Annotated in this window: 26 protein-coding genes; 8 read left to right on the top strand and 18 right to left on the bottom strand. The window is 67.1% G+C overall.

Features of this window, described 5'->3' with window-relative positions:
- Nucleotides 1-30 precede the first annotated feature (30 nt).
- Both FB547_RS20550 and FB547_RS20545 read right to left on the bottom strand, forming a co-directional pair.
- Complete coding sequence (locus FB547_RS20550; protein WP_145745450.1) at nucleotides 31-555, bottom strand: nucleoside deaminase; 525 nt, start codon at nucleotides 553-555, stop codon at nucleotides 31-33.
- The gene (locus FB547_RS20545) at nucleotides 552-1,580 is read right to left on the bottom strand and encodes an ABC transporter substrate-binding protein (RefSeq protein WP_145745448.1); all 1,029 of its coding nucleotides are present in this window, start codon (nucleotides 1,578-1,580) and stop codon (nucleotides 552-554) included. The genes FB547_RS20550 and FB547_RS20545 overlap by 4 nt, the downstream gene beginning before the upstream one ends.
- A gap of 307 nt (nucleotides 1,581-1,887) precedes the next feature.
- Here FB547_RS20545 and FB547_RS20540 point away from each other — a divergent pair, with 307 nt between their 5' ends.
- Entirely contained in the window at nucleotides 1,888-2,970 is a 1,083-nt protein-coding gene (locus FB547_RS20540; protein ID WP_145745446.1) for a Rieske 2Fe-2S domain-containing protein, read from the top strand.
- Between the two features lie 12 nt (nucleotides 2,971-2,982).
- Here the strand turns inward: FB547_RS20540 and FB547_RS20535 are convergent, their stop codons facing one another.
- Nucleotides 2,983-4,284, bottom strand: a complete 1,302-nt coding sequence (locus FB547_RS20535) for a D-amino acid dehydrogenase (RefSeq protein WP_145745444.1) — start codon at nucleotides 4,282-4,284, stop codon at nucleotides 2,983-2,985.
- Between the two features lie 129 nt (nucleotides 4,285-4,413).
- Here FB547_RS20535 and FB547_RS20530 point away from each other — a divergent pair, with 129 nt between their 5' ends.
- The 5 genes from FB547_RS20530 (at nucleotide 4,414) to FB547_RS20510 (ending at nucleotide 7,192) form a co-directional block, all read left to right on the top strand.
- On the top strand, nucleotides 4,414-4,881 hold the full coding sequence (locus tag FB547_RS20530; protein WP_015866742.1) for a winged helix-turn-helix transcriptional regulator: 468 nt from the start codon (nucleotides 4,414-4,416) through the stop codon (nucleotides 4,879-4,881).
- Nucleotides 4,882-4,936: 55 nt separating this feature from the next.
- A complete protein-coding gene (locus FB547_RS20525) occupies nucleotides 4,937-5,335 on the top strand; it encodes an OsmC family protein (protein ID WP_145745442.1) in 399 nt (132 codons plus the stop codon).
- 140 nt (nucleotides 5,336-5,475) lie between these two features.
- Nucleotides 5,476-6,372 carry a lipid A hydroxylase LpxO gene (gene lpxO / locus FB547_RS20520; protein WP_145745439.1) on the top strand — a complete coding sequence of 299 codons (897 nt, stop codon included), beginning with the start codon at nucleotides 5,476-5,478 and terminating at the stop codon, nucleotides 6,370-6,372.
- A 46-nt stretch (nucleotides 6,373-6,418) separates the two neighbouring features.
- A complete protein-coding gene (locus tag FB547_RS20515) occupies nucleotides 6,419-6,643 on the top strand; it encodes an oxidoreductase-like domain-containing protein (protein WP_145745435.1) in 225 nt (74 codons plus the stop codon).
- A gap of 57 nt (nucleotides 6,644-6,700) precedes the next feature.
- Nucleotides 6,701-7,192 carry an SUKH-3 domain-containing protein gene (locus tag FB547_RS20510; RefSeq protein ID WP_145745433.1) on the top strand — a complete coding sequence of 164 codons (492 nt, stop codon included), beginning with the start codon at nucleotides 6,701-6,703 and terminating at the stop codon, nucleotides 7,190-7,192.
- A gap of 21 nt (nucleotides 7,193-7,213) precedes the next feature.
- On the opposite strand, the gene FB547_RS20505 is transcribed toward FB547_RS20510, so the two are convergent.
- The 8 genes from FB547_RS20505 to FB547_RS20470 all read right to left on the bottom strand — a co-directional run bounded on the left by FB547_RS20505 (nucleotide 7,214) and on the right by FB547_RS20470 (nucleotide 15,967).
- On the bottom strand, nucleotides 7,214-7,696 hold the full coding sequence (locus tag FB547_RS20505) for a nucleoside deaminase (RefSeq protein ID WP_145745432.1): 483 nt from the start codon (nucleotides 7,694-7,696) through the stop codon (nucleotides 7,214-7,216).
- A gap of 18 nt (nucleotides 7,697-7,714) precedes the next feature.
- Complete coding sequence (locus FB547_RS20500) at nucleotides 7,715-8,485, bottom strand: ABC transporter permease (RefSeq protein WP_145745430.1); 771 nt, start codon at nucleotides 8,483-8,485, stop codon at nucleotides 7,715-7,717.
- A gap of 9 nt (nucleotides 8,486-8,494) precedes the next feature.
- Nucleotides 8,495-9,355, bottom strand: coding sequence for an ABC transporter ATP-binding protein (locus tag FB547_RS20495; RefSeq protein ID WP_145745428.1), 861 nt, complete (start codon nucleotides 9,353-9,355; stop codon nucleotides 8,495-8,497).
- A complete protein-coding gene (locus FB547_RS20490; RefSeq protein WP_145745426.1) occupies nucleotides 9,355-10,389 on the bottom strand; it encodes an ABC transporter substrate-binding protein in 1,035 nt (344 codons plus the stop codon). Before FB547_RS20490 ends, FB547_RS20495 begins: the two co-directional genes overlap by 1 nt.
- Nucleotides 10,390-10,512: 123 nt before the next feature.
- The gene (locus tag FB547_RS20485) at nucleotides 10,513-11,514 is read right to left on the bottom strand and encodes a TRAP transporter substrate-binding protein (RefSeq protein ID WP_145745424.1); all 1,002 of its coding nucleotides are present in this window, start codon (nucleotides 11,512-11,514) and stop codon (nucleotides 10,513-10,515) included.
- Between the two features lie 43 nt (nucleotides 11,515-11,557).
- The gene (locus FB547_RS20480) at nucleotides 11,558-12,823 is read right to left on the bottom strand and encodes a TRAP transporter large permease (RefSeq protein ID WP_145745422.1); all 1,266 of its coding nucleotides are present in this window, start codon (nucleotides 12,821-12,823) and stop codon (nucleotides 11,558-11,560) included.
- Between the two features lies 1 nt (nucleotide 12,824).
- The gene (locus FB547_RS20475; protein ID WP_186454213.1) at nucleotides 12,825-13,439 is read right to left on the bottom strand and encodes a TRAP transporter small permease; all 615 of its coding nucleotides are present in this window, start codon (nucleotides 13,437-13,439) and stop codon (nucleotides 12,825-12,827) included.
- Nucleotides 13,440-13,663: 224 nt separating this feature from the next.
- Nucleotides 13,664-15,967: an NADP-dependent malic enzyme gene (locus tag FB547_RS20470; protein WP_145745420.1), complete on the bottom strand. Its 2,304-nt coding sequence runs from the start codon at nucleotides 15,965-15,967 to the stop codon at nucleotides 13,664-13,666.
- 221 nt (nucleotides 15,968-16,188) lie between these two features.
- Between FB547_RS20470 and FB547_RS20465 the strand changes: the two genes are divergently transcribed.
- Nucleotides 16,189-17,529: an NAD(P)/FAD-dependent oxidoreductase gene (locus tag FB547_RS20465; RefSeq protein WP_145745418.1), complete on the top strand. Its 1,341-nt coding sequence runs from the start codon at nucleotides 16,189-16,191 to the stop codon at nucleotides 17,527-17,529.
- A 3-nt stretch (nucleotides 17,530-17,532) separates the two neighbouring features.
- Here FB547_RS20465 and FB547_RS20460 read toward each other — a convergent pair whose 3' ends face one another.
- The 3 genes from FB547_RS20460 to gcl are packed head-to-tail and all read right to left on the bottom strand — an operon-like array spanning nucleotide 17,533 to nucleotide 21,058.
- Entirely contained in the window at nucleotides 17,533-18,441 is a 909-nt protein-coding gene (locus FB547_RS20460; RefSeq protein ID WP_145745416.1) for a 2-hydroxy-3-oxopropionate reductase, read from the bottom strand.
- 27 nt (nucleotides 18,442-18,468) lie between these two features.
- Nucleotides 18,469-19,248: a hydroxypyruvate isomerase gene (gene hyi / locus FB547_RS20455; RefSeq protein WP_145745414.1), complete on the bottom strand. Its 780-nt coding sequence runs from the start codon at nucleotides 19,246-19,248 to the stop codon at nucleotides 18,469-18,471.
- Between the two features lie 16 nt (nucleotides 19,249-19,264).
- Entirely contained in the window at nucleotides 19,265-21,058 is a 1,794-nt protein-coding gene (gcl, locus tag FB547_RS20450; protein ID WP_145745412.1) for a glyoxylate carboligase, read from the bottom strand.
- Nucleotides 21,059-21,170: 112 nt separating this feature from the next.
- Between gcl and FB547_RS20445 the strand changes: the two genes are divergently transcribed.
- The gene (locus FB547_RS20445) at nucleotides 21,171-22,073 is read left to right on the top strand and encodes a LysR family transcriptional regulator (protein ID WP_145745410.1); all 903 of its coding nucleotides are present in this window, start codon (nucleotides 21,171-21,173) and stop codon (nucleotides 22,071-22,073) included.
- 17 nt (nucleotides 22,074-22,090) lie between these two features.
- On the opposite strand, the gene FB547_RS20440 is transcribed toward FB547_RS20445, so the two are convergent.
- From FB547_RS20440 to FB547_RS20425, 4 genes are all read right to left on the bottom strand, one after another.
- Nucleotides 22,091-23,590, bottom strand: a complete 1,500-nt coding sequence (locus FB547_RS20440) for a carotenoid oxygenase family protein (RefSeq protein WP_145745408.1) — start codon at nucleotides 23,588-23,590, stop codon at nucleotides 22,091-22,093.
- Nucleotides 23,591-23,603: 13 nt separating this feature from the next.
- Complete coding sequence (locus FB547_RS20435; RefSeq protein ID WP_145745406.1) at nucleotides 23,604-24,035, bottom strand: DUF2141 domain-containing protein; 432 nt, start codon at nucleotides 24,033-24,035, stop codon at nucleotides 23,604-23,606.
- Between the two features lie 167 nt (nucleotides 24,036-24,202).
- On the bottom strand, nucleotides 24,203-25,285 hold the full coding sequence (locus FB547_RS20430; RefSeq protein ID WP_145745404.1) for an AI-2E family transporter: 1,083 nt from the start codon (nucleotides 25,283-25,285) through the stop codon (nucleotides 24,203-24,205).
- An 87-nt stretch (nucleotides 25,286-25,372) separates the two neighbouring features.
- A complete protein-coding gene (locus FB547_RS20425) occupies nucleotides 25,373-26,077 on the bottom strand; it encodes a GntR family transcriptional regulator (RefSeq protein ID WP_145745402.1) in 705 nt (234 codons plus the stop codon).
- Nucleotides 26,078-26,079 lie beyond the last annotated feature (2 nt).

Raw genomic sequence — 26,079 nt, 5'->3', positions numbered from 1 at the left:
CAACGAGTCTATTCGCCCCGCCCCGAGCGGCTAGCTGGCCCAGGCGCCGTCGTGTGCAGCACTGGCCTCGTCGAGCAGCGCGGGTCCGATGCATTCGATCGGATGCGGCGAGGCGCGGAACACGTCGCGGCACGACAGCTCCGCATCACGCTGGTCCTGCCGTTCGCCGCGGAACACGCGCAGCCGCTCGGCGTCGATGCCGAACACCACGCGGCCGATGTTCGACCAGAAGATGGCGCCCGCGCACATCACGCAGGGCTCGCCCGACGCGTAGATGGTGGCGCCGGCGAGCTCTTCGCGCGTGAGGCCGCGCCCCGCGAGTGCGCGCAGCGCGTTCACCTCCGCATGCGCGGTGCAGTCGCCGGTCTCGGTGTTGCTGTTGCCGGCTTCGGCGAGCACTTCGCCGGCGGCCGAGACGATGACCGAGCCGAAGGGCCGGTTGCCGCGGCGGCGCGCCGCATGCGACCAGACGATGGCCTTGCGCAGGTAGCGTCCGTCGCGTTCGTCGAGCGTGGCTTCTTCGGGGAGTGTGGAGTTGCTGTTGCTGAAGTTCATGCCTTGTTGGGAATCATGCGTTCGCTGCGCGATGGCAGCATCGAGGTGTTGAAGATGGCGTCGGACGAGGGCTTGACCTTGAGGCCGAATACGTCGGCGACCTCGTCGACCTGCTGCTCGAGCGTGAGCTTCCTGATGTCACCCAGGCCATGGCTGCGCGTGTCCGCGGCACCCACATATTGCGCCGTGACACTCCAGCGTTCAAGCTCCATCCTTTCGTCCAGGATGGGTTCGCGCTGGCGCATGGCCGCGATGCTGGGCGCGGGATTGGCAAAGGTCTCGACGATGGCGCGGTTGGTGGCGCGCAGGAAGGCCGCAACCACCCTGGGGTTCTGCGCGATCATGTTGCTGCTCGCGAGGATGGCGTTGCCATACAGGTTGACGCCCGCGTCCGCATATTTGAGCACCGACAGTTCTTCCTGCTTCATGCGCGCGAAGAGCGAAATGGCGGAATCATGAAAGTAGGTGGCGGCGTCGACGTCGCCGCGCACCATCACGTTGTCGCGCGCGCTGAAGTCGGTGGTCTGCCACTGGAAGGCGTCGCTGCGCATGCCCTGCTTGCGCGCCACCATCGGCCACGCGCGGCGGGTCGATTCGACGGCCGCGGCGGCCACCTTCTTGCCCGCGAGGCTCTTGAACTCGGCCGTGACGCCGCGGTCCTTGCGGCCGATGATCACGAAGGGCGCGCGGTTGTAGTACTGGTACACGGCCTGCACCATCGGGGTGCCGGGGTTCTGTGCATTGAACTCGACCAGCGAGCTGATGTCGCCCAGGCCCATCTGGTAGACGCCGCTCGCGATGCGCGTGATGGAGGCGACCGAGCCGGCGCCGGTGTCGATGCTCACGTCGAGGCCTTCGTCCCTGTAGTAGCCCTTGCTGTGCGCAAGGAAGAAGGGTGCGGTCTGGCCGTTGATGCGGAAGTCGAGCGTGAACTTGAGCGGGGTCGGCTTGCCGCCGCCCTGGGCGAAGACGGCGGGAGCGGCAAGGGTGGCGGCGCTGGCCGCAAGAAAGAATCGACGTTGCATGTGGGGCCTCGGAATCCTCGGGTCTTGAATCCCTCCGCACACGGCGGAAGGCACTTCAAGAGCAATTTCCGGGCGGGCGCACAACGGTGGTGCGTGCGCTGCTGAACGCTTCTACTCTTGCGGGAGCCGATGCACGAGCCATGCCAGGGCGGGCCGCGTGCTTGGAGGCGCGGCCGACCTGCGCCACAATGCAGGCGCGCAATTTGCATGGCAGGTGGCGCAGAGTAGAAGCGTTCAGCCCTCGCGGCAGGAAATTGCTCTTTCAGGTTCGTTCGTACCCACGCGCAACAACAGAAGGAGTCCACGCATGCTCGTCACCCGACAACCCGTCTTCCGCAAGTTCTGGCATGCCGTCATGCCGCTCACTGAGCTGGCCAGCGGCCCGAGGCCCTTCAGGCTGCTGGGCGAAGACATCGTTCTCTTCCTCGATGCCGGCGGCCAGCCTGCCGCATTGCGCGACCGCTGCTGCCACCGCACCGCGAAGCTGTCGAAAGGCTGGTGCGTTGATGCCGAAGGCCAGGCCTGCGGGCAGGGCGCGATCCAGTGCGGCTATCACGGCTGGACCTACGACCGCAGCGGCCAGGTGATCCGCATTCCGCAGTACGAGGCCGACCGCAAGATCTCGCCGGAGTACCGCACCACCGCCTACCGCTGCACCGCGCGCTACGGCTACGCATGGGTGGCGCTGGAAGAGCCCATCGCCGACATTCCCGCCATCCCGGAGTTTGGCGACCCGGGCTACCGCACCATCTTCCAGTTCTACGAAGAGTGGCAGACCAGCCCGATGCGCGCGCTCGAGAATTCGTTCGACAACTCGCATTTCAGCTTCGTGCACCGCGCCACCTTCGGCGTGGCCGCGAGCCCGAAGCCGAGCAAGTACGAACTGGTCGAGAACGATTCAGGCTTCTATGCCGAGACGGTGATCGAGGCGGTCAACCCGGCGAAGTTCCACGCCATCAGCGGCGTGACCGAGCCGATCACCACGCGCCACATGCGCAACGCCTACTTCCTGCCGTTCTCGCGCCGGCTCGACATCGAATACCCGAGCGGCGTGCGACACATCATCATCAACTGCTTCACGCCCATCGACGACGGCCGCATGCAGCTGTGCCAATGGCTGTTCCGCAACGACACCGAGGCCGACTGCACCGCACAGATGCTGATCGACTTCGACGAGGCGGTCACGCGCGAGGACAAGGACATCCTCGAATCGACCGACCCCGATGCCTTGGTCGACACACGCCGGCGCGGCGTGGAGTATTCGATGGAGTCGGACCGGCCCGGCATGCTGATCCGCAAGCACCTGATGCAGCTGCTGGCCAGGCACGGCGAGGCGGAGGTCTACCGCGGCATGGCCAGCGAAACGATTCCGATCGCGAAGGCCGCCTGAGCGGCCACTGCGTCAGGCGTGTGCCGTGGCCGGGTTCAGGTGCGCCGCGTGCGATGAGCCGGACGCGTAGCGGTCCATCGCCAGGCCATCGGTGCGGATCTCCGGTCGCTGTCCGGTCACTAGGTCGGAGATGAGCTTGCCCGAGCCGCAGGCCATGGTCCAGCCGAGCGTGCCGTGACCGGTGTTGAGGAACAGGTTCGCATAGCGCGTGGCGCCGACGATGGGCGTGCTGTCGGGCGTCATCGGGCGCAGCCCGGTCCAGAAGGTGGCGCGCGGCAGGTCGCCGCCCGGGAACAGGTCGCTCACCACCTTCTCGAGCGTGGCGCGGCGGTGCGGGTTCAGCCGCAGGTCGAAGCCGCCGAGCTCGGCCATGCCGCCCACGCGGATGCGGTTGTCGAAGCGCGTGACGGCCACCTTGTAGGTTTCGTCGAGCACGGTCGATTGCGGTGCCAGCGATTCGTCGACCAGCGGCACGGTGAGCGAGTAGCCCTTGACGGGGTAGACCGGAATGTCCAGCCCCAGCGATGCGATGGCGGCGCGCGAATAGCTGCCGAAGGCCATCACGTAGCGGTCGGCCGTGAGGATCTTGCCGGCGCCGGTGCGCACGCCGGTGATGCGGTCGCCCGCCATCTCGAGGCCTTCGACCGACTGGCCGAAGCGGAAATCCACGCCCAGGCCGCGGGCGATGTCAGCCAGGCCGCGGGTGAACAAATGGCAGTCGCCGGTCTCGTCGTTCGGCAGGCGCAGGCCGCCCGCGAGCCGGTCGCGCGCGCCGGCGAGCGCGGGTTCGACGCGCGCGAGCGCATCGCGGTCGAGCAGCTCGTAGGGCACGCCGCATTCCTCGAGCACCGCGATGTCGCGCTGCACCGCGTCGAGCTGCGCCTGGGTGCGGAACAGCTGCAGCGTGCCGCCGGTGCGGTGCTCATAGCGCAGGCCGGTTTCCGCGCGCAGTTGCTGCAGGCAGCCGCGGCTGTATTCGGCCACGCGCATCATGCGTTCCTTGTTGACCGCGTAGCGTTCGGGCGAGCAGTTGCGCAGCATGGCCGCCATCCAGCGCAGCTGGAACAGCGTGCCGTCGGGACGGATCGACAGCGGCGCGTGCTTCTGGAACATCCACTTGATGGCCTTCAGCGGAATGCCGGGCGCCGCCCATGGCGTCGAGTAGCCCGGCGACACCTGCCCGGCGTTGCCGAAGCTGGTTTCCTCGGCAGGGCCGGCCTGCCGGTCGAGCAGCGTCACGTCGGCGCCGGAGCGCGCGAGGTAGTAGGCCGTGGTGGTGCCGATCACGCCGCCGCCGAGAACGATGACTTTCATTGGTATTTACGAGAATGAAGGTGGATGCGTGGAATCTAAAGTGCACAATGCAGTGGATTTCATTGTTTTTTGACGATTGACAGTGAAATTCACTGCAGATAGCAAGCCAATTGCCAGCCCCGGAGTGAAATGCCCGAACTCGACCGCATCGACCGCAAGATCCTCGACCTGCTGCAGCGCCAGGGCCGCATCTCCATGACTGAACTCGCCGAGCGCATCGGCCTGTCGGCATCGCCCTGCGCGGAGCGCGTGAAGCGCATGGAGCGCGAGGGCGTCATCAGCGGCTACCACGCGCATGTGTCGCCCGAGGCGCTGGGCAAGACGCTGCTGGTGTTCGTGGAGATCAAGCTCTCGGCCAAGTCGGGCGAGGTGTTCGACAAGGTGCGCAAGGAACTGCTGCACATGCCCGAGGTGCTCGAGTGCCATCTGGTCTCAGGCAGCTTCGACTACCTTGTGAAGGCACGCCTGAGCGGCATGAGCGAGTACCGGCACCTCCTGGGCGACATCCTCAAGAAGCTGCCCGTGGCGGCGGAATCGCACAGCTACGTGGTGATGGAGGAGATCAAGGAAACGCTGATGCTCGCGGTCGACCGCTGAAGCGGGTGGCGGGCTAACATCGCGCCCGGCATCCACACCCCACAAGGACATCGGCATGAGCATCTCGGTCCGGCGCGACGGCATCACGGGCACGCGTCACATCCTCAAGATCCGCAACCACGAGATTCCCATCGATGCCTCGCCGGCCGGCGGCGGCAGCGATGCGGGGCCGGAGCCGCACGACCTGTACGACGCGTCGCTGGCCGCCTGCAAGGCGCTCACCGTGCTGATCTACGCGCGCCGCAAGGGCATGCCGGTGGAAGACATCGAGGTGATCGTCGACCGCGACGACAGCGAGGAGCGCAAGGGCGTCTACCGGCTGAAGTCGAGCCTGCGCGTGACCGGCGAGCTGACCGAGGCGCAGCGCGACGAACTGCTGCGCGTGGCCGGCAAGTGCCCGGTGCACCGGCTCATGACCGAGGTGAAGACCGAGATCGAGACCGGCTGGGCCTGAGACGGCGCCCACCCGCGCAGGGCGCGGCCTGCGGGGCCGGCATGTCTCGGACGGGGGCAAAGGGCGTGGTCAGCCCAGGTTTGGGGCAACGATTTACACTACCCGGCTACCCCCGCGCCGTCTACAGGACACTTTCACCAATGAAGTGGGTCATTCTCGCCATCTTCGCGCTCAGCGCGCTCTACGTTCACTTCCGCGGCCAGGTCCGGCACCGCTTCTTCAGGCAGCTGTCCGACCACTCGACCTTCCTCGCGCCGCTGAACGCCTTCATGTACATCTTCTCGAAGGTGCCGAGCACGCCGTACCTGTCGCCCGCGCAGTTTCCCGAAATGCGCGTGCTCGAGGAGAACTGGCAGGTCATCCGCGAAGAGGCGCTCGCCATGCGCAACGGCGGCAGCATCAAGGCCTCGAGCCAGTTCAACGACGTGGGCTTCAACTCCTTCTTCAAGAGCGGCTGGAAGCGCTTCTACCTGAAGTGGTATGACGAGGCGCATCCCTCGGCCGCCATCCTGTGCCCGCGCACCACCGAACTGCTCAAGGGCATCGGCACCATCAAGGCGGCCATGTTCGCCGAGCTGCCACCGGGCAGCCGCCTGGTGCGCCACCGCGACCCCTTCGCGGGTTCGCTGCGCTACCACCTGGGCCTGTGGACGCCGGGCGTGGAGGGCTGCTACATCGACGTGGACGGCCAGCGCTACCACTGGCGCGACGGCGAGGCCGTGGTGTTCGACGAAACCTACATCCACTACGCCGAGAACACGACGGACAAGGACCGCGTGATCCTGTTCTGCGACATCGAGCGCCCGCTGAAGTACCGCTGGGCCAGCGCCGTGAACCGCTGGTTCGCGAAGAACCTGCTGGCCGCCGCCGCCTCGCCCAATGATGCCGGCGACAAGACCGGCGGCATCAACCGTGCGTTCAAGTACATCTACCAGATCCGCGTGATCGGCAAGCGCCTCAAGGCCTGGGACAAGCGGGTGTACTACCTCGTGAAATGGTCGATCTTCGGCGGCCTCGCGCTCTGGATCTTCTGGTAAGGCGCAAGCCCGATGCCGCGCGGCGCCTTGGCGCCGCTGCCAGCCCATGTCGTTCGCAGACAAAGACCTGCCCGTTCCAGTCGACCTTGCCAGCGCACAGGCGCTGATCGCGGCCGTTCAGTTGGAAGCCGCTGCGCAGCGGCTCGCCTTGCGCGTGCCGCCGCCCGAGCCCACCACCTGCTGCGGGCGCGGCTGCAACGGCTGCGTGTGGGAGGGCTGGCTGGCCGCCGTGGCCTACTGGCGCGACGAGGCCACGCTGTTGCTTGCCTAGCGCCGCGGAGCTTCTTTTGGCTACGCGCAATACACGAGGGCCATCTGCTTGCTCCCCATGCCCGAAGTTCCAGCCGACCTCCAAGCCTTCTTCCTTGCTGCTGGCTGGTATCGCGGCAGGGTGGTGCCGGTCCCCGAGGGCGTTCCCGCAGGGCATCCGGCGGCAGGCATCCTGGCCGGTTTTCTGGGTCTGAAGGTTTTCAATCCGGGCGCAGGCGAGGAATGCCCAACGTCCGACATCGACTTCATGGCGCAGCCCTTCGAAGACTCGAGCCACGAGCTTTACGAAGCGACCGTCGGCGAGTACCTTGTCACGGTGGCGGAGGTCGGACAAGGCTACAGCTTGCTCTTGATCGACGGCAAGGGACGGTGGTTCGGCGCCAGCCTGGTCCACGATGCGTTCTGGCTTTGCGGCGAGTCGATGACCGATGCGCTGCGCACGCTGTTGCAGGGGCGAAGGGTTCGTCCGGTGCTGCTTCACGGACAGGCGAGCACGAGTCTCTATGGCATCGACCATGATGCGTCGCATCCCGCCGTCTACCGTCCCTGATCATTGCGGGCGGACTCGGCTTCAATGCCCGCGCGCTTCCCAGAAGCCGCGGTGCGTGGCAATCATTTCTTCCGCCGCCTCGGCGACCGGCCCGATCACCTCGATCTTCTTCTGCCCGCGCGCGAACACTTCGCGGCAGGGCAGGCTCAGCGTGGGGTTCTCGGGGTGGTCGCCCGTGAGTGCGAGCAGGGCGCTTTCTTCCGCACCGTAGACGATGCGGCCGATGTGGGCCCAGTAGCTGGTGCCCGCGCACATCGCGCAGGGCTCGAAGGTCGTGACCAGCGTGCATTGCCACAAATAGTCGGCCGGCCAGTTCTGCGCGGCGTGGCGCGCCAGCGTGGCTTCGGCGTGGTTCACGGTGTCGATGTTGCCCTGCTCGGCCAGGATCGTCTCGCCGTCGGGCGCGACGAGCACCGCGCCGAAGGGATGGCGGCCCATCGCCATGGCGCGGCGGGCGACCTCGTTGGCGCGGCGAAGCGCGCGGATGATCTGTTCGTGGGTCATCCGTGGATCATGCGCGGATCACTGGTTCTGGGAGCCGCGGTGCGCCCAGCCCGTGGTGTGCTTCTCGATCACGCTGAAGAGCTCGTACATCAGCATGGCCATCGCGCCCACCACCATCAGGCCCGCGAAGGCCAGGCCCATCTGCATGGCCGAGCCGGCTGAAATGAGCAGGTAGCCGATGCCTTCGTTGGCGGCGGTCATCTCGCTCACCGTGGTGCCGACGAAGGCCAGCGTGATCGCCACCTTGAGCGAGCCGAAGAAGTAGGGCATGGAGCGCGGCAGGCCGATCTTCATGAGCACGTCCCAGCGCTTGGCGCCGAGCACGCGCAGCACGTCTTCGAGCTCGGGCTCCAGCGTGGCCAGGCCGGTCGCGATGTTGACCATGATCGGGAAGAAGCTGATCAGAAAGGCCGTGAGGATCGCCGGTCCCACGCCGATGCCGAACCACACCACCAGGATCGGCACGAAGGCCGCCTTGGGCAGCGCGTTGAAGGCCGTCATGAGCGGATAGATCGCCGCATACGCGATGCGCGAACTGCCGATCACGAAGCCCAGCAGCACTCCCACCACAATGGCCAGGCCGAAGCCCGCCATCGTGACCCAGAAGGTGCGCCACGCATGGCCCGCGATGATTTCCTTGAACTCCCAGAACTGGTTCCAGATGCGCAGCGGGCTCGGAAAGATGAAGTCCGACACGCCGAAGCCCGCGCAGATCACCTGCCACAGCAGGATCACCGCAATCAGCAGCAGCCAGGGCGACCAGCGTTCGATTTGCTTGGTGTTCTTCATGGCGCGCCTTCAGTGGGACACCGCGGCGGCCGTCTGCGCCGCGCTGATGCCCGTGTTGCGGATGGCGCCGATGTGCCCGCGCAGCTCCAGCACGATGTCGGTGAACTCCTTGGTGTAGGTGAGCTCCAGCTCGCGCGGGCGCGGCAGCTCGATCTCGCGCTTGACCACGAAGCGGCCCGGGCTCTTGCTCATCACGTACACAGTGTCGGCCAGGAACACCGATTCGCGCAGGTCGTGCGTCACCAGGATGACGTTGAACTGCTGCTCGGTCCAGAGGTCGCGCAGGATGCACCAGAGCTCCTCGCGCGTGAAGGCATCGAGCGCGCCGAAGGGCTCGTCGAGCAGCAGCATCTTGGGCTCGTGGATGAGCGCGCGGCAGATGCTCGCGCGCTGCTGCATGCCGCCCGACAGCTGCCACGGGAACTTGTCTTCATACCCTGCGAGGCCCACCTTCTGCAGCAGCTTGCGCGCCCGCTCGACGTATTCCTTGCGTTTGGCCTTGAAGCTCGAGCGATAAGGCTCGACGATCTCGAGCGGCAGCAGCACGTTGTCGACCGTGGTGCGCCACGGCAGCAGCGAAGGCGCCTGGAACGCCATGCCCGAGATCTTGAGCGGCCCGGTCACGGGTTGGCCGTCGATGCGGATCTTGCCCATCGACGGCATCTTCAGGCCCGTGGTGAGCTTCATGAAGGTCGACTTGCCGCAGCCCGAGGGTCCGACGATGGCGATGAATTCGCCGCGCTTGACCTTGAGGTCGATGGCCTCGACCGCGAAGTGGTTGGCGCGCAGCAGCTCCTCGTTGTAGGCGAGCCAGACGTCCTGGAAGTCGACGAAGGGAGCAGCGGCCGCGCCCGATGCGTCCGCCTGCATCACTTGCGCAGGACGCCGTTGAGTTCGGCCGCGGGCGGCAGCAGCGCGGCGGTCCACACGGCGTCGGGGCTCACGCGGGTCTTGGTGTTGAACGCGTCCGACACCTGCGAGGCCATCAGCGACATGCGGCCGGCGTTGACCGTGCCGAAGCCTTCGCTGCGCGCGTCGGCGCTGTTGATCACGGTGTCGATGGCCAGCTGAAGGCGGCGGGTCTCGAGCTTGCTGTCGATGATGCCGTCGCGCGCCTTGACCGACTCGATGGCCACGGCGGGATTGGCGATGACTTCCTTCGCGCCCTTGGCAAAGGCCGAGAGGAATTTCTTCACCGCCTCCGGGTTCTCCTTGATGAGCTTGGGCGAGGCGATGATCACGTTGCCGTAGAGCTTCACGCCGTAGTCGGGGTAGGGCAGCACGACGATGTCGGCGGCCTTGGCGCCGCGCGCCTCCAGGTTCAGCAGCGAGGTGAAGGTGAAGCCGGTGATGGCGTCGATGTCGCCGCGCATCAGCATGGTTTCGCGCAGCGTCGGGTCCATGGCGGTCCAGTTGACCGCGCCGATGTTGTTGGCCTTGGCAAAGATCGGGAACGCGCGGCGGCCCGCGTCGAACACCGGCGCGCCGAGCTTCTTGCCGGCCAGGTCGCCCGGCTTGGCGATGCCGCTCTTCTTGAGCGCCATGACCGAGGCCGGCGTGTTGTTGTAGACCATCATCACCGCGACCGGCTTGTTCGGGCTGTCGGGGTTGTTGGCGTGGAATTCCATCAGCGCGGCCAGGTCGGCAAAGCCCATGTCGTAGGCGCCCGAGGCCACGCGCGTGACCGTGCCGCCCGAGCCGTTGCCCGCGTCGATGCTCACGTCGAGGCCCGCGGCCTTGAAGTAGCCCTTGGCGGCGGGATGCAGGAACAGCGCGGCCGGTCCTTCGAAGCGCCAGTCGAGCTGGAACTTGATCGGCGTCGGGGCTTGGGCAAAGGCCGGGGTGAGGCCGAAGCTGAGGGCCGAGGCGGCGAGGAAGGACTGGAGCAGTTGGCGCTTGTTCATGCAGGATCCGTTGGAGGTGAATGCTTCTGCATTCAAGCAAAAACGGTGCCCGCACGCGATTGGTGCGAACCCTTCCGTGGAACTGTTGTGGTGCGCGATGGGGCGGCGGCGCACCGGCCTGGTTCAGAGCGTCGCGCCGATCTTGCGCAGCTCCGCGATCTGCGGCGCCTTGGGCAGCCAGATCTTGTCGAACTCCGCGATGACCGGCGCGGGGTTGTAGCCGGCATCGCTCTTGATCGTGATGCCGCTGGCCTTGAACTTGTCGATCAGGCCGAGTTCGGTGGTCACGATGTCCTTGATCTGCGCATCGAGCGACTGCTTGACGAGGTCGGTGACGAGCGCCTTGTCCTTGCCGTCGAGCGTTTTCCAGATGCGGCCCGACACCAGCGGCGCGAAGGGCATGAAGAGCGCATTCATCGGCAGCATTGTTTTTGCGACGCGGTCGAAGCGCTGGTTCCACGAGAACTCGATGTCCGCTTCGAGCCCGTCGACCTGGCCGTTCGACATGGCGTCGAAAACCGCCGGCGTCGGAATGGGCGTGGGCGCGGCGCCCAGCAGCTGGTAGAAGTCGCGGTATACGGGCGTCGGGTTGATGCGCAGCTTCATGCCCTTGAGGTCGGTGGGCGTGGCGATGGGCTTGGTTGCGAACACCACGCGCATGCCGGTGATGCCCCAGCCCAGGCCGATGGTGCCGGTCTCGCGCGGCAGCACGTCGAGCAGCTTCAGCGCGGCGGGCGTGCGCACCAGCGAGGCCACGTTGGTGGTCGAGCGCACGAGGTAGGGCGCGTTGATGGCCGCCACGCTGGACACGCGCGAGCCGAGTTCGGCGGCCTGGATCCAGCCCATGTCCAGCGCGCCGGACTGCAGCTGCTGCATCATCGCCGACTCGTTGCCCAGCTGGCCCGAATGGAACACCGTGGCGCTCAGGCGGCCGTCGGTCGCCTTCTTGAGCGCTTCGCCAAAGCCCACCGCGGCGCGGTTCCACGAGTGGCCGGCCGGCGTGATGAGGCCGAGGCGGAATTCCTTGGCGGCCGCCGCGCGCGACACGGTGCAAAAGAGAGCGGACGACGCGGCAGCGGTACCGGCTGCGGCCTGGACGACGAATTTGCGGCGAGAGAGGGACATGCGAGGCTCCGGTTGAGTGAAGGGAAAGGGAGGGAGGCGGCGCTTACTTGATGAGCGCGAGCGACAGGCTCGGGAACAGCGACAGCAGCACCAGCGCGGCGCAGCAGATCAGGAAGAAGGGCAGGGTGACGATGAACATCTTTCCGGGCTTGGCGCCGGTCACGGCGGAGGCCACGAAGAAGCTCAGGCCCACGGGCGGCGTCATCAGCCCGAGCACGAGGTTGATCACCACCACCACGCCGAAGTGGCGCGGGTCGATGCCGTAGATCTCGGTGGCGATGGGCAGGAGGATGGGCACCGTCATGATCAGCCCCGGAATGCCGTCGATCACGGTGCCGATCACCAGCAGGATCAGGTTCACGAGCAGCAGGAACGCGATCGGGTCCCTGGCCACGGTCTGGATCCATGCGGCCGTGGCCTGCGGCACCTTGCCGTAGATCAGCAGCCACGAGAACACGGCCGCCGCGGCCACCAGGAACAGCACCACCGCCGAATAGATCGCCGACTTCAGCAGGATCTGCGGAATCATCGCGAAGCGGAATTCCTTCGTGACGTAGCGGCCCACCAGCACCGCGGCCACCGCGCCCACAGCGGCCGCCTCGGTCGGGTTGGCGAAGCCGCCCAGAATGGAGCCGACGATCACGATCGGGATCAGCAGCGTCGGGCAGGCCGTGAGCATCGTGTGCAGGCGCTGCCGGAGGGTGCGCTTCTCGGTGCGCGGGTAGTTGTAGAAGAAGCCCATGCACGCGATCACGATGAAGAACAGCACCGTGAGGATCACGCCGGGGATGATGCCGGCAATGAGCATGTCGCCCACCGCCACCTGCGCGAGCACGCTGTACACCACGAACATCACCGAGGGCGGAATGATCGGCCCCAGCATGCCGCCATACACCGTGATGCCGGCCGCGAAGGTCTTGTCGTAGCCCTGCTTCTCCATCTCGGGCACCATGATCTGGCTCATGATGGCCACCTGCGCGGTGGCCGAGCCGATGATCGACGACACCAGCATGTTGGCCAGGATGTTCACGTAGGCGAGCCCGCCCTTCACCGAGCCGATGAAGGCCAGCGCGAGGTCAACCAGCCGCTTCGTGATGCCGCCGCCGTTCATGATCTCGCCGATCAGGATGAACAGCGGAATCGCAATGAGGCTGTAGCTGTCGACGCCGCCGAACATCTGCACCGGGAACGACTGGAACAGCACCGTGTCGCCGGAATTGAGGATGTAAACGATGCCCGCCAGGCACAGGCAGGCGCCGATCGGCACGCCGACCAGCATGATCACCAGGAACAAGAGGGAGGTCAGCATGTCAGTTCACCGCGTCAGCGTTGGTCACGTGGAACTCGGTGTGCGTGCGCCTGGGCTGCAGGCCGAGGTCCTCGATGAGGTTGGACAGCGCATGCAGGCTGAGCGTCAGCGAGAACACCGGCAGGATCAGCTGGATGGCCCAGGTCGGCCAGTTCAGCGTCTGCGTGCGCTCGGTGTAGAGAAAGTTGAAGGACTCGGCCGCGTACTCCTTGGCATCGAAACCGTAGCGCGCGATGCCCAGCGGATCCATGTAGAGCCAGCACATCGCCAGCAGCGCGAAGCCCAGCAGCAGCACGCCGCCGGAGGCGGTGGCCTTGGCGATGCGCACGGCCTTCTCGCCGAGCTTGTCGGTGAGCAGCGTCACCGCAAAGTCCAGCCGCAGCCGCGTCATCGCCGAGGCGCCGATGAAGGTGAGCCACACCACGCAGTACACCGAGGCTTCGTCGACCCAGTAGATCGGCACGCCGGCGTAGCGCGTGGCCACGTTCAGCAGCACCAGCGCGATGAGCAGGCCCATCAGGGCTGAGAGCAGGTGGCGCTCGCAGCGCAGCACGAAGTCGGACGCATCGAGCACCCGGCGGGAGAAGCTCCCGCGTTCCAGGGCGTGTTCTGCCATGTGAGAAGAGAGGAAGGGAAGGTTGACGAAGGACGGGGACCGTGGTTTCTTTAAATATATTAATAAGATATTTGAAATATCCGATCAGGGTATTAGCAGATTGCATGCCAGCCAAAAAAATGATGAGCGGGCGAAAACGGTGCGTGCACCGGCCGGGGCCGCAATGAAAAACGCCCCGCTGCGTGCTGCAGCGGGGCGTCGGCTTCAACGGGAGAGGGGGTGGCCTACTTGAGCGCGGTCGTCGCGTTCGCCACCGCGAGCGCCGTCATGTTGACCACGCGCCGCACGGTCGACGACGGCGTGAGCACGTGCGCCGAGCCTGCGGCCCCGAGCAGGATCGGGCCGACCGTGATGCCGTTGGCGCCCGTCATCTTCAGCACGTTGTAGAGGATGTGGGCCGAGTCGAGGTTGGGGCACACCAGCAGGTTGGCCTCGCCCGTGAGCGTGCTTTCGGGCAGCGCGGTGCGGCGCACTTCTTCCGACAGCGCCGCGTCGCCGTGCATCTCGCCGTCGCACTCGATGTCGGGCGCCATCTGCGCGAACAGGTCGCGCGCGAGCCGCATCTTGCGCGCCGAGCCGCGGCTCGAGGTGCCGTAGTTCGAGTGCGAGAGAAAGGCCACCTTCGGCGGCAGGCCGAAGCGGCGGATTTCCTCGGCCGCCATCATGGCGATGCTAGCCAGCATCTCGGCGCTCGGGTCCTCGTTCACGTTGGTGTCGGTGATGAACACCGTGCGCTTCTCGAGCGTGAGCGCGTTGAGCGTGGCGAAGCCCGGCGCGCCGCGCTTCAGGCCGATCAGGTTGCGGATGTGCTCCAGGTGCACGTCGAAGCGCCCGACCAGGCCGCAGATCATCGCGTCGGCGTCGCCCAGGTGCATCATCAGCGCGGCGATGGTGGTGTTGGAGCGGCGCACCATGGTCTTGGCGGCCTCGGGCGTGACGCCGCGGCGGCCCATGACCTTGTGGAAAGTCTCCCAGTAGGTGCGAAAGCGCGGATCGTCCTCGGGGTTGACGATCTCGAAGTCGGTGCCCGCGCGGATGTGCAGGCCGGCCTTCTGGATGCGCGCCTCGATCACGGCCGGGCGGCCCACCAGGATGGGCTGGGCCAGGCCTTCGTCGATGGCCCACTGCGCGGCGCGCAGCACGCGCTCGTCCTCGCCCTCGGCATAGGCCACGCGCTTGGCGGCCGCGATCTTGGCGGCGCTGAATACCGGCCGCATGAACATGCTGGTTTGGTAGACGAAGCGCGTAAGGTGCTGGCGGTAGGCATCCATGTCCTCGATCGGGCGCGCGGCCACGCCGGAGGCGGCCGCGGCCTTGGCCACGGCCGGCGCAATGCGCAGGATGAGCCGCGAGTCGAAGGGCTTGGGAATGATGTAGTCGGGCCCGAAGGACAGTTCCTGCCCGGCATAGGCGGTGGCCACTTCCTCGCTGATGTCGGCCTTGGTGAGCTCGGCGATCTCGCGCACGCAGGCCAGCTTCATTTCTTCCGTGATCTTGCTGGCGCCGCAGTCGAGCGCGCCGCGGAAGATGTACGGGAAGCACAGCACGTTGTTGACCTGGTTCGGGTAGTCCGAGCGGCCGGTGGCGATGATGCAGTCGGGACGCACCGCCTTGGCGAGCTCGGGGCGGATCTCGGGCTCGGGGTTGGCCAGCGCCAGGATGATGGGCTGGCCGGCCATGGTCTTCACCATGTCGGCGCTCATCACGCCGGGCGCCGAACAGCCCAGGAACACATCGGCGTCCTTCACCACGTCGGCCAGGGTGCGGGCGCCGGTGTCTTTCTGGGCGTAGCGCGCCTTGGAGTCGTCGAAGCCGCCCGCGCGGCCCATGTAGATCAGGCCCTTGGAGTCGCAGGCATGGATGTTGGCGGGCTTGGCGCCCAGGCCCACCATCACGTCGAGGCAGGCAATGGCGGCCGCGCCGGCGCCGGAAACGGCGATCTTGACCTCCTCGATCTTCTTGCCGACCAGTTCGAGGCCGTTGATGAGCGCCGCGGCCGAGATGATGGCCGTGCCGTGCTGGTCGTCGTGGAACACCGGGATGTTCATGCGCTCGCGCAGCTTCTGCTCGATGTAGAAGCACTCGGGCGCCTTGATGTCCTCGAGGTTGATGCCGCCCAGCGTGGGCTCGAGCGCCGCGATGATCTCGACCAGCTTGTCGGGGTCGTTCTCGGCCAGTTCGATGTCGAACACGTCGATGCCGGCAAACTTCTTGAACAGGCAGCCCTTGCCCTCCATCACGGGCTTGGCGGCCAGCGGACCGATGTTGCCCAGGCCCAGCACGGCGGTGCCGTTGGTGACCACGCCCACCAGGTTGCCGCGCGCGGTGAACTCGGCCGCCATCGACGGATCGGCCGCGATGTCGAGGCAGGGGTAGGCCACGCCGGGCGAATAGGCCAGCGACAGGTCGCGCTGGTTCAGGAGCGGCTTGGTCGGGCTGATGGAAATCTTGCCCTTGACGGGCGAGCGGTGGTATTCGCGCGCTGCTTCGCGAAGTGCTTCTTCGGCGGGTGACAGGTTAGCAGCCATGAAAAGTCTCCTTGTTTCTGACGGGCAATGAGGCTACCGCAAAAAGCCGCCGCTTCTTCTCCGGGCAGGCACGGGTTTTGGTGCAAAGGGCGCGGATTCCCGGCCTGCCGACTCGCTAAACTCCCGGCTGTTACCAAGCTTTAACGCTTGGCGGACACAGCATGCATCGGCCTTGCGGCCGGCCATCGTCAACAACGAAGAACGACCCAGGAGGGGAGCGCATGACGCCCGGACCTTTCACGAGTACAGAGCCCGACGTCGTGGTCATCGGCGGGGGCCCGGCGGGCTCCACCGTGGCCGCGCTGCTGGCGGACAAGGGGCACGACGTGGTGCTGTTCGAGAAGGCGCACCATCCGCGCTTTCACATCGGCGAGTCGCTGCTGCCGATGAACATGCCGCTGTTCGACCGCCTGGGCGTGCGCACCGAGGTCGAGGCCATCGGCCTCAGGAAGCATGGCGCCGAGTTCGTCTCGCCATGGCACGACCATTCGAGCCACTTCGACTTCGGCCAGGCGATGGACAAGAGCTTTCCCTATGCCGTGCACGTGCGCCGCTCCGAATTCGACGAACTGTTGTTCCGCCACGCCGGCAAGCGCGGCGCGCGCACCTTCGAGGGCCAGCGCGTCATGGGCGTGGACATGGACGCCGGCAAGGGCACGCCCGACAACCGCGTGCTGGTGAAGATCAAGGCCGAGGACGGCACCGAAACCAGCTGGCGGCCGCGCTTCGTGATCGATGCGAGCGGCCGCGACACGCTGCTGTCGAACCAGTTCGACGCCAAGCAGCGCAACCGCAAGCACGCGAGCGCGGCCCTGTTCGGCCACTTCGAGAATGCACAGCGCCGGCCGGGCCGCTACGAAGGCAACATCTCGCTCTTCTGGTTCGACCATGGCTGGTTCTGGTACATCCCGCTGAAGGACGGCACCGTGAGCGTGGGCGCCGTGGCTTCGCCCGCCTACTTCAAGCGCCGCAAGGGCTCGCTCGAAGAGTTTCTGATGGAAACCATTGCGCTCGCGCCCAAGCTGGCCGCGCGCCTTGCGAACGCCACGCTGATGGAGGGCGCCACCTCCACTGGCAACTACGCCTACGACTCCAGGTTCTGCCGCGGCGACCGCTTCATGATGGTGGGCGACGCCTATGCCTTCGTCGATCCCATGTTCTCGTCGGGCGTGTACCTGGCGATGAACAGCGGCTTCGAGGCCGCCACCGCGGCCGACCACTGGCTCAGGGGCGAGATGAAGGAGGCCGAGAAGGCTTTCCGCCACTACGAGAAGATCATGAAGCACGGGCCGAAGATGTTCTCGTGGTTCATCTACCGCATCACCTCGCCCGCGATCCGCAGGCTCTTCATGGCGCCGCGCAACATCTGGCGCATGCAGGAGGCGCTGCTGTCCATATTGGCGGGCGACCTGTTCCGCAACACGCCCATCGGCCCGCGCTTCTGGGGCTTCAAGGTGACGTACTACGCGTCCTGCCTGGGGATCCTGCCGCAGGCCGTGAAGACCTGGGCATGGCGGCGGCGCAACCTCAAGGAATCGCTCGAGGCGGCTGCAAAGAGCTGAGCTTCAGTCAGGGGCGACCGTGTGCTGCGCCAGCGCCTCGAGCGCGCGCACCAGCGCCGAGTGGTCCTGCTGGCCATGGCCCAGTGCGGCGCAGGCGTTCATGAGCTGCGCCGCGCCCGCGGTCTGCGGCAGCGCCATGCCCAGCGAACGCGCGCTCTGCAGCGCGAGGTTCAGGTCCTTCTGGTGCAGCGAGATGCGGAAGCCCGGCGCGAAGGTGCGCTTGATCATGCGTTCGCCATGCACCTCGAGGATGCGCGAGCTCGCGAAGCCGCCCATCAGCGCCTGGCGCACCTTGGCCGGATCGGCACCGGCCTTGGACGCGAACAGCAGCGCCTCGCCCACGGCCGCGATGTTGAGCGCCACGATGATCTGGTTGGCCACCTTGCAGACCTGTCCGTCGCCCACGTTGCCCACCAGCGTGACGTTCTTGCCCATCTTCTCGAGCAGCGGCCGCACCTGGCCGAAGGTGCCTTCGTCGCCGCCGCACATGATGGTGAGGCTCGCGGCCTTGGCGCCCACCTCGCCGCCCGAGACCGGCGCGTCGATGTAGCCGCAGCCGAGCGCGATGATGCGCTTGGCGAAGCCCTTGGTGGCTATCGGATCGATGGAGCTGCAGTCCACCACGATCTTGCCGCGCGAATCCTTCAGCCCTTCGGCCACGCCCTGCGTGCCGGGCTCGCCGAACAGCACCTTCTCCACGTCGGGCGTGTCGGGCACCATGATGAAGATCACGTCGGCCTGGCGCGCCACCTCGGCCGCCGAGGCGCAGATGGTGGCCTTCGATATGAAGGGCTCGGGCGTGTTGCCCTGGGTGTTCACGAAGAGCTGGTGCCCGGCGTCGAGCAGGTGCCCCGCCATGGGCGCGCCCATGATGCCGAGGCCGATGAATCCGATTTTTTGCGATTGCGACATGTCTCTGTTTCCGGTTTGAAGTTGTCTTTATTGCGTGAGCGCCTTGCGCCAGCCGAGGCCGTTCACGGTGTCGGTGCGCGGCTTGTATTCACAGCCGATCCAGCCGTCGTAGCCGATCGCATCGATGTGCCTGAAGAGCCACGGGTAGTTGATCTCGCCCGTGCCAGGTTCGCCGCGCCCGGGGTTGTCGGCCAGCTGGATGTGGCCGATCTGCGCAAGGTGCTTCGACAGCGTGTTGCCCAGTTCGCCTTCCATGCGCTGCGCGTGGTAGATGTCGTACTGCACCCGCAGGTTGGAAGAGCCCACCTCGTCGATCAGCGCCAGTGCCTGGTCGGTGCGCGTCAGGAAGAAGCCCGGGATGTCGAAGGTGTTGATCGGCTCGATCAAGAGGCGCAGGCCGGCCGCCTCGAGCTCGCCGGCGGCAAGGCGCAGGTTCTCGACCACGGTCTTGTGCGCCGCCTCGGTGCCCACGCCCGCCGGCAGCTTGCCGACCAGGCAGTTGAGCTGCGGGCAGCCGAGCGCCGTGGCGTAGTCGATGGCCATCGCGATGCCTTCGCGGAACTCGCCGGTGCGATCCGGATGGCAGGCGATGCCGCGCTCGCCCTTGTCCCAGTCGCCGGCCGGCAGGTTGTGCAGCACCTGCTGCAAGCCGTTGGCGCGCAGCGCGGCCGCGAGCTCCTTCTTTTCGAAGGGGTAGGGGAACAGGTATTCCACCGCCTCGAAGCCGGCCTTGGCGGCGGCCTCGAAGCGCTGCATGAACGGCAGCTCGGTGAAGAGCATCGTGAGGTTGGCTGCGAACTTGGGCATGTGTGCTTCTCCTTGCTCAGTCCAGCATCTCGGCCGCGACGGCCGTGGGTGCATCGGCCGGGTGCTCGGCCAGCGGCTCGAACTCGGTGATGTTGTCGATCTCGGTGCCCATCGCGATGTTGGTCACGCGCTCCAGCATGACCTCGATCACGACCGGCACGCTGAACTCGGCCATCAGTGCTTCGGCGCGCTGGATCGCCGGTGCGATCTCTTCCTGCTTGTTCACGCGGATCGCCTTGCAGCCCAGGCCCTCGACCACTTTCAGGTGGTCCACGCCGTAGCTGCTTTCGATGCCCGCATCGGGCCCCGCGTTGATGTTGTCGAACGCGAGCTGCACGCAGTAGTCCATCTCGAAGCCGCGCTGCGCCTGGCGGATCAGGCCGAGGTAGGAGTTGTTGACCACGATGTGGATGTACGGCAGCTTGAACTGCGCACCCACGGCCAGCTCCTCGATCATGAACTGGAAGTCGTAGTCGCCCGAGAGCGCGACGATCTTGCGCGCCGGGTCCGCGGCGCGCACGCCCAGCGCGGCCGGGATGGTCCAGCCCAGCGGGCCGGCCTGGCCGCAGTTGATCCAGTGGCGCGGGTTGTACACGTGCAGGAACTGCGCGGCCGCAATCTGCGAGAGGCCGATGGTGCTCACGTAGCAGGTGTCGTTGCTGAAGTTGTTGTTCATGCACTGGTACACGCGCTGCGGCTTCATCGGCACATCGTCGAAGTTGGTCTTGCGCAGCATGGTCTTCTTGCGCTCGATGCACGATTTGGCCCACGCGCGGCGGTCGCGCAGCTTGCCGGCGGCCTTCATTTCCTCGGCCACGGCCACGAACTGCTCCAGCGCGGCCTTGGCGTCGGACACGATGCCGAAGTCGGGCGTGAACACGCGGCCGATCTGCGTGGGCTCGATGTCCACGTGCACGAATTTGCGGCCCTTGGTGTAGACCTCGACCGAGCCCGTGTGGCGGTTGGCCCAGCGGTTGCCGATGCCCAGCACGAAGTCGCTCGCGAGCATCGTCGCGTTGCCGTAGCGGTGGCTGGTCTGCAGGCCGCACATGCCGGCCATCAGCGGATGGTCGTCAGGGATCGCGCCCCAGCCCATCAGCGTGGGGATCACCGGCACGCCGGTGGCCTCGGCAAAGCGCACGAGCAGGTCGGACGCATCGGCATTGATGACGCCGCCGCCGGCCACGATCAGCGGGCGCTCGGCGGCCTGGAGCATGCCGATGGCCTTCTCGATCTGGGCCCGCGTGGCGGCGGGCTTGTAGGGAGTGAGCGGCTGGTAGGCGTCGATGTCGAATTCGATCTCGGCCATCTGCACGTCGAAGGGCAGGTCGACCAGCACCGGGCCCGGGCGGCCCGAGCGCATCAGGTGGAAGGCCTGCTGGAACACCTGCGGCACCTGGCCGGGCTCGCGCACCGTGACCGACCACTTGGTGACCGGCTTGGAGATCGACTCGATGTCGACCGCCTGGAAGTCTTCCTTGTAGAGCCGCGCGCGCGGCGCCTGGCCGGTGATGCAGAGGATCGGGATCGAATCGGCCCAGGCCGAATAGAGGCCCGTGATCATGTCGGTGCCCGCGGGCCCCGAGGTGCCGATGCACACGCCGATGTTGCCGGCCACGGCGCGGGTGTAGCCCTCGGCCATGTGCGAGGCGCCCTCGACGTGGCGCGCGAGGATGTGCGAGATGGTGCCGCGCTGGCGCAGCGCGGAATACATCGGATTGATGGCCGCGCCGGGCACGCCGAAGGCCTGCGTCACGCCTTCTTTTTCCATCACCAGCACGGCGGCCTGGACCGCTTTCATTTTTGCCATGGGACTGTCTCCTTGAGTGAGGTCCACTGTAGGAAGGGGAGACCATTCGAAGAAGACGGCTGCGGACCATAAAACCTATTCCAAGCTGGAATAAGTGATTACGATGCCGGCCATGGACAGATTGTTGGCAATGGAGATGTTCGTGCGCGTGGTCGAGACCGGCAGCTTCTCGAAGGCGGCGCTCGAATTCCACACCACGCAGCCCACCGTGACCAAGCAGGTCGCGGCCACCGAGGCGCGGCTGAAGGTGCGGCTGCTCAACCGCAACACGCGCGGCGTGAGCCTCACGGAGCCGGGCGCGCTCTACTACGAGAAGTGCAAGAACATCGTGCGCGAGGCCGAGGAGGCCGAGAGCATCGTGCAGCTGCGCCAGAACCAGGCGCAGGGGCTGCTGCGCATCGGCACCTCGGTGGCCTTCGGCCGCCGCGTGGTGGTGCCGCTGACGCTCGAATACATGCGCCGGCACCCGCAGGTGCAGCTCGACCTGAGCTTCGAGGACCGCTACGTCGACCTGATCGCGCAGGGCATCGACGTGGCCATCCGCATGGGCAAGCTGGCCGATTCCTCGCTGGGCGCGCGCTACCTCGGTACCAACCCCTGGGCCATGGTCGCGGCGCCGGGCTACCTGAAGAAGCACGGCACGCCCCGGCGCGCGCAGGACCTGAGCGCGCACGTGGCGCTCATCTACAGCAGCGTGGTGGGCGACGAGTTCTGGCGCATGCACACGCCCAAGGGCGATCCGGTGACGGTGCCGGTCTCGGGGCGTTTTCGCTCCAACAACCTTTCCGCGGTGCTGGCCGCGGCGCGCGACGGACTGGGCATTGCGCTCATGCCGCGCTACGTGGCGAGCGAATCGCTGGCCTCGGGCAAGGTGCTCGAAGTGCTCGGCGACCATAAGCTGCCCGAGCAGGAGATCCACGCCGTCTTCCCCTCGCCCAAGCTGGTGCCGGGCAAGGTGTCGGGCTTCGTCGCCTTCCTGCAGGGGCGCTTTGCCGAAGGCTGGTGGGGCGGCTGAGCGCGCTCACGCCTGCTTCAGGCCGGCACGAAGGCGCCGTGCAGGCCCAGCGGCAGGGCGTAGGGCAGGGTGGCTTGTGCCACCGGTCCCGCCGCCAGGTGGTCGGCCGCGAAGCACGACAGCACGGTTTTCCGCCGGCCGAAATCGAGCACCGTGCCCAGCACCCAGCCCGGCTTGGTACCGTCCGGCACGAAGACATGCTCTTCCACCATGGCCTGGGCGCCGTAGCTGAAGCGCTGGCTGCGGCCGCTTTCGACATCGGTGCGCGCAATCGCGCCGAAGCCCGGCACGTCGGGGCGCGTCTGCGTGGCATGAACCACATGGCGGTGGCGCAAGCCAACGCGCCGCGGGTCGATGCGCGGAAACTCGGCTTCCTGCGCCAGCGCCTGCTGCGTGGCCTTCCCGGTGCCGAGATTCAGCGTGGCGACGGTCAGGCGCGGGTCGGTGCTCTTCACGCGGCGTGCGCGCATCACTTCGCGGTTGGTCGTGAACACCGAATCGGCGTTGTCCGAACGCACGTAGTCGATGTGGACGAGGGTGCCGCGCGGTGTGTCTTCCTCCCATGCATTGCCGACGTGGAACAGGAAGCCGGCCGGCAGCGTGAGCAGCTGGCGCCGCTCCCAGTCCTGCTTGTCGACCACCAGGGCGCGCATGCCGAGTTCGGGCCGCCAGACATGGGCGTCGAGAAAGCTCGCACCCGCCTCCTTGCGCTTGCCGTCGTAGACCAGCGGCGGCATCAGGAACACCAGGTGCCGCCCGGTCACGGCGAAGTCATGGACCATCGGCATGTCGGCCACCGGCACCACGGCTGCGCGCCGCAGCGCGCCTTCGGGCGCAATCTCGTACAGCGCCAGCAGGCCCTGGCCGGAGCTCACGCCAAAGTTCCACACCGTACCGTCCGGATCGACCTTGGGATGGGCCGAGAACGGCATGCCCGCGAGGTCGGACCGCCAGGTCTTCACGCCCAGCGTGTCGAGCGTGCGCGCGTCGACGCGCGTGGCCGAGCCGCCTTCCCACAGCGCCAGCACCTCGCCCTGCATCGGCAGCACGCTGGTGTTGGCGACGTTGATGCTGTCGGCCGAGGTCGGCGGCTCGACGCCCGGCGGCATGGTGCCGAAGGCCTCGAACAGGCGGCGGCCGGCCCGCACCTCGGCCACGCGCTTGGGCGTGGCGACATAGCGGCCCTGGTGCCGCACGTCGGTCCCGTCGATCACGAAGCGGTGCACCATGCCGTCGCCGTCGAACCAGTGGTGGTAGCGCTCGCCGCCCAGGTCGTGGCCGGCCGGGCCGATGCGAAACAGCGTGCCGGCCACGGCATCGGGAAAGCGCCCGCGCACCATGGCGCGGGTCAGCGGCAGGTCGTCCGGGGGCGTGGCGAAGCCGGTCTTCCAGGGCGCACCGGCGGCTTCGAACCGGGCTTGCCAGTCGTCGGCAGTGCCGGCGGCGCGGGCCAGCGGTGCCAACAGGGGCAGGGCGCCGGCCGAGGCCAGCAGGCGCAGGAGTTCGCGTCGTTCCATGGCGTCTTGCTCCTCAGCGCAGGTGAATGACGGTCTGCAGGTCGGCATCCACGCTGATCGCCGCGGCTTCGAAGGCCGGCGCGGCGCGGTTGCCCTTCGCGTCGTTCGAGAAGCCATAGCGCTCGGTCGGCATGCCCAAGAGGTTGGCGTCGAGCCTGCCGTTGCCGTTCTCGTCGGCAAAGGCTCGCAGCGCATACCGCCCCGGCGCCAGTCCCGCGAACACGAGCCGGGCCTTGCCGCCTTGCATCGGCGCGGTCTGCGAGGCCACGGCCTTACTGTCGGCATAGCTCGCGGCGTCGTTGTACAGCGCGACGTACAGCGTGGCGCCGTTAGCCGGGCCGTCGGCCACGGTCACGCTCAGGTCGGCCGCGAGCGCGGCCAGCGGGGAGAGCAGCGCGACGCTGCACAGGGCGCACAGGCCCGCTCGGGGCAAAGGAAAGTTCATGGAGAGCCTCGTCGGAAGTTGGAGGCCCCGACGATCCCTCAAGCGCCGCGCGCCTCCCAGCGCCATGCGACGAAGCGCGCCAACGTCCGCGCGAAATGCGCCCGGCCGGCGCAGGGCGCGCCTGCTTCCGCGGCCTCGCGGGCCCGCGGCCGCGAGCCCACCGGGCTTCAGTGGCCCTTCTTGTCCTCGCCGGGGCTGGTCTCCAGCTGGCCCGACTCCGCGAACAGGCTCCACGCCGCCATGAACAGCGCCGCGATCACCGGACCGATCACGAAGCCGTTGATGCCGAAGATCGCCATGCCGCCGATGGTCGACATCAGCACGATGTAGTCGGGCATCTGCGTGTCCTTGCCCACCAGCACGGGGCGCAGGATGTTGTCGACCAGCCCGATCACGAACACGCCCACGAAGATCAGGATGCCGCCCTGCCAGAAATGGCCGGTGGCAAGGAAATAGATGGCCACCGGCCCCCAGATGAGCGCCGCGCCCACCGCGGGCAGCAGCGAGAGAAAAGCCATCAGCACGGCCCACAGCAGCGCGCCCTGCACGCCCAGCAGCCAGAAGGCCAGCCCGCCGATCGCGCCCTGCGCAATCGCCACCGCCACGTTGCCCTTGACGGTGGCGCGGATCACGGTGGTGAACTTGTTGAGCAGATAGTGCGTGTGCGGCCTGGCAAGCGGCACGGCCTCGCGCATCGATTTGGAAAGCGCTGCGCCGTCGCGCACCAGGAAATAGAGCAGGTACAGCATCACGAAGAAGCTGATGACGAAGTCGAAGGTGTTCTGGCCGATGGTCAGCGCCTGGCCGGCGATGAGCTGGCTGCCCTGTGCCGCGCCCGCGGAGATGCGGGCCTGCCAGGCCTCCATGTCGCCGAGGTTGAAGCGGTCGAACAGGTTCAGCAGCCATTGCGGCACGGCGTTGAGGATCTGCTGGAAGTAGGCCGCGAAATTGATCTGCCCCGAACGGATGCTCTGCGTGACCTGCACGATTTCCTGCACCAGCGACACCCCGACCATGGCCAGCGGAAGAATCACGATGAAGAGGCAGATGGCCAGCGTCGAGAGCGCCGCGGCGTTGTGCCAGCCCGGCATTTTCTTCAGCAGCCGCTTGTAGAGCGGCGTGAACAGGATGGCCAGGGCCACGCCCCACAGCACCGCGCCGAAGAACGGCATCAGCACCCAGAGGAAGGCGACCGTGACGGCGGCGAGCAGGGCGAGGAACACGCCGCGCTGGAGTTGGGGTGAATTCATAGGTGATTCGGACTGTAGCCGAGCCTGAATGCACCGCCGTGTCGGTGGGCACCCCTTCGTGCGGAAGCGCCCCGGGGCGCCGGCGCGTCAGCGCCTGGCGCGCGGCAGCGCCACCGGCGCCAGCGTGGCGCGCAGCCGGGCGGGCGCGTCGGGCCCGGCCGAGGTTTCGACCTCGAGCGAGCGCTCCACGTTGCCGATGTGCTCGATCATCAGCTGGCGCGCCCTGGCCGTGTCGCCGGCCTCCAGCGCGGCCACGATGGCGCCGTGCTCCGCGCAGGACTGCCCGGCCTCGTGCCTCGACTGGTAGAGCGTGGCGGCCAGCGTGGTGCGGGCCGTGAGGTCGCGCAACACGTCGACCAGCAATTGGTGGCCCATCTGCTCGGCCAGGCAGACGTGGAAATCGGCCAGCAGGAAGGCGCGCGTGGCCGCGTCGGCGCCCTCGATGGCGCGCTGCTCGTCGGCGATGTGGTCGCGCAGCTTGCGGATGGCCTTCTGCAGCGGCCGGCCTTCGCTTTCGGCCAGGATGCCCGCCTCGACGATGCGCCGCGCCGAAAAGGCGTCGCGCGCTTCCTCGGCCGAGGGCTCCACCACGTACCAGCCGCGGCGCGACTGCACCTCGACGAAGCCGCGCGCCTGCAGCTGCATGAGCGCCTCGCGCACCATGGTCCGGCTCACCGCGAAGTTTTCGGCCAGCGCCTGCTCGCCGAGCCGCTCGCCCGGCGCGAGCTTTTGCGCCAGGATGGCCTCGACCACGCGCTCGGCGATGGAGGTGGGGTTGACGTCAGCGGCCATCG

The sequence above is a fragment of the Variovorax beijingensis genome (assembly GCF_007828835.1).
Taxonomy (GTDB): Bacteria; Pseudomonadota; Gammaproteobacteria; order Burkholderiales; family Burkholderiaceae_C; genus Variovorax; species Variovorax beijingensis_A.
The sequence above is the reverse complement of the archived record's forward strand: the minus strand, read 5'-3'. Positions and strand labels throughout refer to the sequence as shown.

What these genes read in the sequence shown, in the direction of transcription:
- FB547_RS20485 (WP_145745424.1), bottom strand. Translation starts at nt 11,514, where the DNA reads ATGTCCCTCTCTCGCCGCAAATTCGTCGTCCAGGCCGCAGCCGGTACC.
- hyi (WP_145745414.1), bottom strand. Translation starts at nt 19,248, where the DNA reads ATGCCCAAGTTCGCAGCCAACCTCACGATGCTCTTCACCGAGCTGCCG.
- FB547_RS20490 (WP_145745426.1), bottom strand. Translation starts at nt 10,389, where the DNA reads ATGAACAAGCGCCAACTGCTCCAGTCCTTCCTCGCCGCCTCGGCCCTC.
- FB547_RS20445 (WP_145745410.1), top strand. Translation starts at nt 21,171, where the DNA reads ATGGACAGATTGTTGGCAATGGAGATGTTCGTGCGCGTGGTCGAGACC.
- FB547_RS20430 (WP_145745404.1), bottom strand. Translation starts at nt 25,285, where the DNA reads ATGAATTCACCCCAACTCCAGCGCGGCGTGTTCCTCGCCCTGCTCGCC.
- FB547_RS20500 (WP_145745430.1), bottom strand. Translation starts at nt 8,485, where the DNA reads ATGAAGAACACCAAGCAAATCGAACGCTGGTCGCCCTGGCTGCTGCTG.
- FB547_RS20495 (WP_145745428.1), bottom strand. Translation starts at nt 9,355, where the DNA reads ATGCAGGCGGACGCATCGGGCGCGGCCGCTGCTCCCTTCGTCGACTTC.
- gcl (WP_145745412.1), bottom strand. Translation starts at nt 21,058, where the DNA reads ATGGCAAAAATGAAAGCGGTCCAGGCCGCCGTGCTGGTGATGGAAAAA.
- FB547_RS20480 (WP_145745422.1), bottom strand. Translation starts at nt 12,823, where the DNA reads ATGCTGACCTCCCTCTTGTTCCTGGTGATCATGCTGGTCGGCGTGCCG.
- FB547_RS20470 (WP_145745420.1), bottom strand. Translation starts at nt 15,967, where the DNA reads ATGGCTGCTAACCTGTCACCCGCCGAAGAAGCACTTCGCGAAGCAGCG.
- FB547_RS20435 (WP_145745406.1), bottom strand. Translation starts at nt 24,035, where the DNA reads ATGAACTTTCCTTTGCCCCGAGCGGGCCTGTGCGCCCTGTGCAGCGTC.
- FB547_RS20505 (WP_145745432.1), bottom strand. Translation starts at nt 7,696, where the DNA reads ATGACCCACGAACAGATCATCCGCGCGCTTCGCCGCGCCAACGAGGTC.
- FB547_RS20540 (WP_145745446.1), top strand. Translation starts at nt 1,888, where the DNA reads ATGCTCGTCACCCGACAACCCGTCTTCCGCAAGTTCTGGCATGCCGTC.
- lpxO (WP_145745439.1), top strand. Translation starts at nt 5,476, where the DNA reads ATGAAGTGGGTCATTCTCGCCATCTTCGCGCTCAGCGCGCTCTACGTT.
- FB547_RS20550 (WP_145745450.1), bottom strand. Translation starts at nt 555, where the DNA reads ATGAACTTCAGCAACAGCAACTCCACACTCCCCGAAGAAGCCACGCTC.
- FB547_RS20545 (WP_145745448.1), bottom strand. Translation starts at nt 1,580, where the DNA reads ATGCAACGTCGATTCTTTCTTGCGGCCAGCGCCGCCACCCTTGCCGCT.
- FB547_RS20510 (WP_145745433.1), top strand. Translation starts at nt 6,701, where the DNA reads ATGCCCGAAGTTCCAGCCGACCTCCAAGCCTTCTTCCTTGCTGCTGGC.
- FB547_RS20530 (WP_015866742.1), top strand. Translation starts at nt 4,414, where the DNA reads ATGCCCGAACTCGACCGCATCGACCGCAAGATCCTCGACCTGCTGCAG.
- FB547_RS20425 (WP_145745402.1), bottom strand. Translation starts at nt 26,077, where the DNA reads ATGGCCGCTGACGTCAACCCCACCTCCATCGCCGAGCGCGTGGTCGAG.
- FB547_RS20460 (WP_145745416.1), bottom strand. Translation starts at nt 18,441, where the DNA reads ATGTCGCAATCGCAAAAAATCGGATTCATCGGCCTCGGCATCATGGGC.
- FB547_RS20535 (WP_145745444.1), bottom strand. Translation starts at nt 4,284, where the DNA reads ATGAAAGTCATCGTTCTCGGCGGCGGCGTGATCGGCACCACCACGGCC.
- FB547_RS20525 (WP_145745442.1), top strand. Translation starts at nt 4,937, where the DNA reads ATGAGCATCTCGGTCCGGCGCGACGGCATCACGGGCACGCGTCACATC.
- FB547_RS20440 (WP_145745408.1), bottom strand. Translation starts at nt 23,590, where the DNA reads ATGGAACGACGCGAACTCCTGCGCCTGCTGGCCTCGGCCGGCGCCCTG.
- FB547_RS20475 (WP_186454213.1), bottom strand. Translation starts at nt 13,439, where the DNA reads ATGGCAGAACACGCCCTGGAACGCGGGAGCTTCTCCCGCCGGGTGCTC.
- FB547_RS20465 (WP_145745418.1), top strand. Translation starts at nt 16,189, where the DNA reads ATGACGCCCGGACCTTTCACGAGTACAGAGCCCGACGTCGTGGTCATC.
- FB547_RS20515 (WP_145745435.1), top strand. Translation starts at nt 6,419, where the DNA reads ATGTCGTTCGCAGACAAAGACCTGCCCGTTCCAGTCGACCTTGCCAGC.